Genomic DNA, 7,105 nt, shown 5'->3' on the forward strand with positions numbered 1-7,105 from the left:
TTTCCCGTGGTGACAGCGATCACGGCCGCCATCATTGAAAATATCGATCCCGCCTTGAAGCTGACCCTGGTTTCCCTGGGCGCAGGAAAAAAAGATATCATTTTGACCTGTCTGTGGGAGGTCCGGTTTGGGATTCTTGCCGCCGCTGTTACGGCATACGGCCGTGTCCTTACCGAGGTGGGTATCTCCATGATTGTGGGCGGAAATATAAAATATCACACCCGGACCATGACCACGGCCATTGCCCTGGAAACCAACAAAGGCCTGTTTGCCGACGGCATTGCGCTGGGCATTGTTTTGATGGCGATTGCATTTACGGTAAACTTAAGCCTCTCTTTCCTGAGAAAAAAATAGAATAATTATGGCCTCCCCCGTTCCTTTATATACCCTTTGCCGCCTCTGTCATTACTACGGTGGTAAAAAGGTGGTGGATATCGACGAATTCAACATCCCGTCCGGCAGGATCATAGGGCTGTCAGGCCCCAACGGCAGTGGCAAGACCACGTTTTTAAAACTGCTGGCCTTTGCCATCGCCCCCAGTCAAGGCGAGATCCGTTTCAACGGCCGCAGGGAATATCCCATGTCCCCCAGGGTGAGATCCAGAGTTACCCTGATGACCCAGGCCCCCTATCTGCTCAAACGCTCGGTCCTGGATAATGTTGTTTACGGCCTTAAAATCAGAAAAGATACCAAAAAGTTAAAACAGCGGGCGGAACGGGCACTGGCCGCGGTCGGTCTGGATTTTGATGGGTTTCACAACAGGGCATGGCACCAGTTGTCCGGCGGCGAAGCCCAGCGGGTGGCCCTGGCGGCACGCCTGATCCTTGAGCCCCAGGCCCTGCTGCTTGACGAACCTGTGGCCAGTGTGGACGCCGAAAGCGCCCGCCTCATTCTCAAAGCCTCTTTGGCGGCCCGGGACAAATGGGGCTGTACCCTGATCATTGTCAGTCATGATCTGGCCTGGCTCAATGCCTGCAGCGATACCCGGTTATCCATGGAAAAAGGCCGAATCTTTTCCACCCACGAGGAGATCATACTTCCCCCGCCCTACCAGACCATCCAGACCGGCAGCACCGTGAACTGGATTTTGCCGCTGTCCAACGGCCGCCAGGTCTGCCTGCCTGACAAAACCGGAGAAACGGCATTGATACGGACGGACAAGATCAACATTGCCCGGGAAGTTGAAACCCAATTCAACGGAAAAAACCGGATCCCGGTCCTGGTCACCCGAATGGCACTGGAACCTAAAACCGGCCGCATTGAGGTGGACCTTAACGCGGATGCCTTCGGGCTGACCCTTTTATTGTCAAAAGAACAGGCCGGTGCATTGAACCTGCAGCCGGGAAAAAAGAGGATACTGGTGTTCAGAACCCGGGATGTTTTCTGGCGTTAGGGCCTTTTAGGAACAAAACCCCTTATTTGTCCAATATGTCGCGCAACCTGACACTGAGTTGCTCCAGGGAAAACGGTTTTTGGATGAAGCCGACACATCCCCGTGACAGAATCTCTTCAGCCTGTCCACTGAGGCTGTATCCACTGGCGAGAAGCACCTGAACTCGGGGGTTGATGGCTTTCAACGCGTCAAAAATCTCACCGCCGCTCATACCCGGCATAATCACATCCAGGATCACCAGGGCAATCTCCCCGGAGAATTGACGAAAGATTTCCACCGCTGTTTTACCGTCCAGTGCCGTCATTACCTTATACCCCAAAGATTCAAGCATGGGCTGCCCCACCTGCAGGATCACCTCTTCATCATCAATAAGCAGAAGGGTTTCGGAACCTCTTGAAATAATGTCGGACATTGCGGATTCAGGTTCCACATCAGCCTTTGAGGCCGGCAGATAAATATAAAAAGTGGTGCCATTACCTGGCCGGCTGACAAAATCAATGGCGCCGCCATGATTTTTGATAATGCCATAGCTGGACGCAAGCCCCAGTCCGGTGCCCCGGCCCATCTCCTTGGTGGTGAAAAACGGCTCAAATATCCGTGTCTGGATTGAAGGATCAATTCCGATGCCGGTATCAGAGATTGAGACGCATACATATCGTCCCGGCCGAATATCAAAAGCCTTGGAAAATGCGGTATCCAGAACCATGTTTTTGGCATCTATCAAAATCGTGCCCCCGCTGGGCATGGCCTGCCATGCATTAATGTAAATGTTGAGCAGTACCTGCTCCATCTGATTTTTATCGGCCACGACCGCCCACAAATCACGGGCTATATCTTCCTGAATCTGGATCTCTTTACGTGTACGGCCGAACATGCGGGCGGTATCTATAACAGTCCGATTCAGATCCAGCAACTTGGCCATGTATTTGCCGCCCCGCGCAAATCCGAGCAGTTGCTGGGTGAGTTTGGTTCCGGAAATAATGCAGGACTCAATAGTTTTCAATTTGTTGTAATTATACGCTAAAGGATCGGTCTTCAGCATCATTAAAGATATATTGCCTTGAATACCCATCAGCAAATTGTTGAAGTCGTGGGCCACACCGCCGGCCAGGGTTCCGATGCCCTCCAGGCGCTGGATCTGATGAAGTCGTGCTTGACTGCCCCTGAGCGCCTCCTCTTTTTCTTTGCGTATTTCAATTTCATTGCGCAATTGTTCATTACTCTTCTGCAAATCCCGTGTGCGTTCTTTAACAAGCTCCTCCAGCTGATCCTGGTAACGGCGCAGTTTGAGGTCTGCTTTTTTTCGGTCGGTGATGATGCGCAGCGAACCGATAATTTTTTCGGCATCACCGGCCGCATCGCGTTTCAACGTGGCCGAGACCGAGCCATAATCGATCTCTCCGTCTTCGTTTACCAGCGTAACCTCCCAGTCTCTTACCGACCCGTCCGCAAAAATTTTGGATAAAAAGCGCTGGTAATCATCTGGATTTTTATAGAACTGCTTAAGATTGATGCCGATAATCTGCCTGGGGTCCCGCTGGATCAACTCCTTTACAGAGGGGCTTATTTCTATAATTTCGCCTTCAATGGTACACTCAAAATAGATGTCCTGGATGTTTTCAAAAATCCGACGATACTTCTTTTCACTGGTTTGCAGCGAGACCTTCATCTGTGAAAAGGCGGCAACGGTTTCGTCTATCTCTTTAAATATGGATCCGGTGTTGAAGCTGGTGGTTAAATCATGCTGGTTGATGGCCAGGGCCTCTTTTTCCAGTCCCATCAGAGGCCGCGTGATACTGCGAAACAACTGTAAACCTATCAGGGTGGCAATTACCGAAAGGACCAGGGTAATCCATATGTTAAGCGAACGATTTTCCTTGAGTACCCCCAGGTAATCATTTTCCGGTATATACACGCCGATCATCCAGGGCCAGTGTGAGTCGGCAAACTGGGTGAACATGGTATTGTACACTTCTCCGTTGCAGGTGAATTTGGCAAACTGGGAGTGGTCGAGCGTGAGCAACCCGGTTTCTGTGCGCTGCCACTGGATGGCATGAAAGGCCGCACGGCTGAGGTCATCGTCCAGTTCATCAATTTTAACCATTCTGAAGCTGTTGGCTGCGGTGCCTTGGCCCTGTTTAATTTTTGAGATATCGGGAAACGCCACCACATCGCCGTTGTTGTTGAGCATAAAGGCACGACCATGCTTACCGATCCGTAACCGGCCGATAAAGGTGGACAGGTCATCAATTTCAATATCCACACCGACAATACTTTGCAATTGACCGTTTGCTTTGAAGATCGGACCTGCCACCGTAATGCCGGGTTTTTGTGATGAGAAAAAAATGTAGGGGTCCGTCCAGATAATCGCCCGTTCGGCAAGGGCTTTCTGATACCAGGGACGCTGCCGGGGATCATAGGTGTCACTGGGGTCTTCGGAGGTTTTAACAATGTTGCCGTCCGAATTGCGCCAAATAAACCGGATTTTTTTATCGCCATTGAGATGATCAATTACCTTGGTCCGAAATCCGCCGGGGGTATGTGCATCACTGCGGTTGACATAAAAAAAATCACCATTGGGCATACCGATATAAATACCGGCAAAATGGGCATACAGGGACAATTGATTCAAAAAATAACGTTCCAGAACATCATGCTGTTGATTGTCACTGCCGACCACCTCGGAGGCTAACAGACGTTTGGTCAGCAAGGCCGCCCCCTGGGCCAGCTGAAGATGATTTTTGGATTGGATCATGGTCAGGTCCGCAATGTTCTGCATCACGTCCCGTGCATGCCCGGCCAGCATCCGCTGGGATGAAATGTAGGTGGACGAAGTGATCAGGATCTGCATCCCCCAGATGAGACCAAGGCAACCAAGAACCATTGCCCACCGTATCGATATTCTCATTTTTTCCTCAAAATATTTTTTATCCCGCATCATGCCGGTTTTATTTTTGACTTAAACAAATCCTGACTTAGGACAAGTCTTTGGGAATTGTCAACCCAAATGACAGACTATCAGCGAAATGCCCAGGGATACAGACCGCTTGGTCAAACTATGTTCTGTACATGGATAAAAAAGCGGGCTCCTGTCTTGCCTGGAATTGATCCTGCTGGCATATTCGTTGCTGTTCTGATAATATTGATAATATCGTAAATTAAATCCGGGCTCACCCAAACCAAAAGGAGGCGTTGATCGAACATGATGAAACAAAAGCAAAATCTTTTAGTTTACCTGCTATTCACGTTGTTCATGCTGCTGGCCGGTCCTTTACCTTGCACGGCATCCACAAACGCCAGCCAGGAAGAACTGGCCCCTGGCAGGGTCCTTGCGAAACAGGCGGTAAAAGAGAAAAAACGGTGGATCACTGCAGACCATTCAAAATTTGAGATCCTGCAGCAGGAATTTACCTCAGGCCCTGAGGTGACGGAGGCCTGCCTGAACTGTCACAATGAGGCTGCCCTGCAATTTCATAAAACCATTCACTGGACCTGGAACGCCCCGGGAAAAGATCCCGATACACCGCTGGGCAAAGGCGGCTTGTCCGTCAATAATTTCTGAATCAACGCCCAGAGCAACGAGGCTCGTTGCACATCATGCCATGCAGGATACGGCTGGAAAGACAAAGACTTTGATTTTACAGATCAAACCAAGGTGGACTGCCTTGTCTGCCACGAAACCACAGGTACCTACAAGAAATTCCCAACCGGGGCAGGATATCCGGTTAAGGAAGCCACAGTATTTAACGAAAACAAAAAAACATACCATCCACCGGAGTGGAACAAAGTTGCCCAGAGTGTTGGCCTGCCCGGGCGTAAAAACTGCGGGGCCTGCCATTTCTACGGCGGTGGCGGAGACGGCGTTAAGCATGGAGATTTGGACTCATCCCTGATCAAACCCGACAAACACTTGGATGTTCATATGGGCACTGACGGCCAGAATTTCAACTGCACCCGGTGCCACTCCACATCAGAACACCATATTGCCGGCCGAATCTACACCCAGCCGGCAGCGGAAAATAAGAAATCGTTACTCGAGGATGATCTCACCTCAAAGATCACCTGTGTCTCCTGCCACGGCAGGGAACCCCATCAGCACAATGCCAAGGCCAATGACCACACCGACCGGGTGGCATGCCAGAGCTGTCATATTCCCAAATATGCCCGTATCAACCCCACCAAGATGTACTGGGACTGGTCTACGGCGGGAAAAATGAAGGACGGCAAGCCCTACGACTTGAAGGATGACCTGGGAAAACCGGCTTATGACACAAAAAAAGGCACATTCAAGTGGGAAAAAAATGTGGTGCCCGAATACTTCTGGTACAATGGCTCCATTGACCACCTCACCTTGAAGGACACCATTGACCCGTCCGGTGAAGTGGTGATCAGCAAGCCGACCGGTGACATGACCGATGAAAAGTCACGCATCTTTCCGTTCAAGGTCCACCGGGGTAAAATCCCTTATGATAAAATCAATAAGAAACTTGTGGCCCCCCACCTGTTCCCCAAGGACAAAACAGACAATGCCGCCTACTGGAAAGGATTTGACTGGAATGCGGCGATCCGGTACGGCCAGGATTATTTAAACCTGCCCTACTCAGGCGAGTATGATTTTGTTGATACCTCTTATGTGTTTCCCATTACCCATATGGTAGCCCCCAGGGATAATGTCCTTTCATGTACCGAATGCCATATCAAAGAGACCGGAAGACTTGCAAATCTGGCCGGCTTTTACATGCCCGGACGGGATCACTTTGCCATGATGGACTGGGCAGGATGGATTCTTGTAATCGGATCATTATTCGGTGTCACCCTCCACGGCCTGGGACGTTTTTTTACCAGAAACGGAAAACATTAAAAAAGGGGCGCAACATCATGAATCAGAAAAAAAGAATTAAAGTATATCTGTACACACGTTATGAAAGGTTCTGGCACTGGCTGCAGGCCGCGATAATCATATTTCTTATGGTAACAGGCTTTGAAATTCATGGCACCTACACCCTGATGGGATATGAAACCGCAGTGACGGCCCATAATTTTGTGGGACTCTCATGGCTGGTGCTTTTCGCCTTTTTTGTATTCTGGCTTTTTACCACCGGGGAGTGGCGCCAATACATCCCCACGACCAAAAAACTCATTGATGTCGCATTATACTATGCATCCGGGATCTTCCAGGGCAAACCTCACCCGGTTGTAAAATCCCCCGGAGCCAAGCACAACCCCCTGCAGCGTCTGACTTATCTGGCACTGTCGGCGTTGCTGCTGCCGGTTCAGATGATTTCAGGCCTGTTTTACTACACCTGGAACCTTTGGGGTGGCGTGGCCTGGTCCCTGGCACCGGTGGCACTGCTCCACACCCTGGTGGCATTTTTACTGCTCTCGTTTCTGGTGGTGCATGTTTACATGACCACAACGGGTCACTCCATATTCAGCCATATCGCAGGGATGATTACGGGATGGGAAGAGATCAGTGAAACCACCACGATCCAGGAGTGGGAGGTGGCTGACAAGCGCCGTTCCTGACCTGAGAGCTTTTTTGGTAATCTATCAGCCCAAAACAGCCATCACCCTTTCCGGGAGATGGCCGTTTTGTGTTTTCAATGGTCATATCAACTCAAATAAGCCCCACTTCAATGGCTGTCGACAGTACCAAGCGTCACGCCAAATTTTTTTTGCAGGTGTTTAAAAAAAATTTGGCGTGACGCTTGG

The 7,105-nt window shown here is 50.2% G+C and carries 5 protein-coding genes; 4 read left to right on the forward strand and 1 reads right to left on the reverse strand.

The genetic code is table 11. From position 1 onward, the window contains the following. Positions 1 to 354, forward strand: a 354-nt coding sequence (locus B3D59_RS12145) for an ABC transporter permease (protein WP_286820098.1), incomplete at its 5' end; no start/stop codon positions are given. A 7-nt stretch (positions 355 to 361) separates the two neighbouring features. Continuing rightward, positions 362 to 1,393, forward strand: a complete 1,032-nt coding sequence (locus tag B3D59_RS12150; protein ID WP_286820099.1) for an energy-coupling factor ABC transporter ATP-binding protein — start codon at positions 362 to 364, stop codon at positions 1,391 to 1,393. Positions 1,394 to 1,415: 22 nt separating this feature from the next. Here B3D59_RS12150 and B3D59_RS12155 read toward each other — a convergent pair whose 3' ends face one another. Beyond that, positions 1,416 to 4,301, reverse strand: a complete 2,886-nt coding sequence (locus B3D59_RS12155) for an ATP-binding protein (protein WP_286820100.1) — start codon at positions 4,299 to 4,301, stop codon at positions 1,416 to 1,418. 294 nt (positions 4,302 to 4,595) lie between these two features. Between B3D59_RS12155 and B3D59_RS12160 the strand changes: the two genes are divergently transcribed. Further along, entirely contained in the window at positions 4,596 to 6,254 is a 1,659-nt protein-coding gene (locus B3D59_RS12160; protein ID WP_286820101.1) for a tetrathionate reductase family octaheme c-type cytochrome, read from the forward strand. 17 nt (positions 6,255 to 6,271) lie between these two features. Next, complete coding sequence (locus tag B3D59_RS12165; protein WP_286820102.1) at positions 6,272 to 6,919, forward strand: cytochrome b/b6 domain-containing protein; 648 nt, start codon at positions 6,272 to 6,274, stop codon at positions 6,917 to 6,919. The last annotated feature ends 186 nt before the right edge of the window (positions 6,920 to 7,105 follow it).

It is taken from the genome of Desulfobacter sp. UBA2225 (assembly GCF_002348205.1).
In the GTDB taxonomy this organism is placed as follows: domain Bacteria; phylum Desulfobacterota; class Desulfobacteria; order Desulfobacterales; family Desulfobacteraceae; genus Desulfobacter; species Desulfobacter postgatei.

Coding starts and splice junctions, on each gene's coding strand:
- B3D59_RS12150 (WP_286820099.1), top strand. CDS start 362: ATGGCCTCCCCCGTTCCTTTATATACCCTTTGCCGCCTCTGTCATTAC.
- B3D59_RS12155 (WP_286820100.1), bottom strand. CDS start 4,301: ATGAGAATATCGATACGGTGGGCAATGGTTCTTGGTTGCCTTGGTCTC.
- B3D59_RS12165 (WP_286820102.1), top strand. CDS start 6,272: ATGAATCAGAAAAAAAGAATTAAAGTATATCTGTACACACGTTATGAA.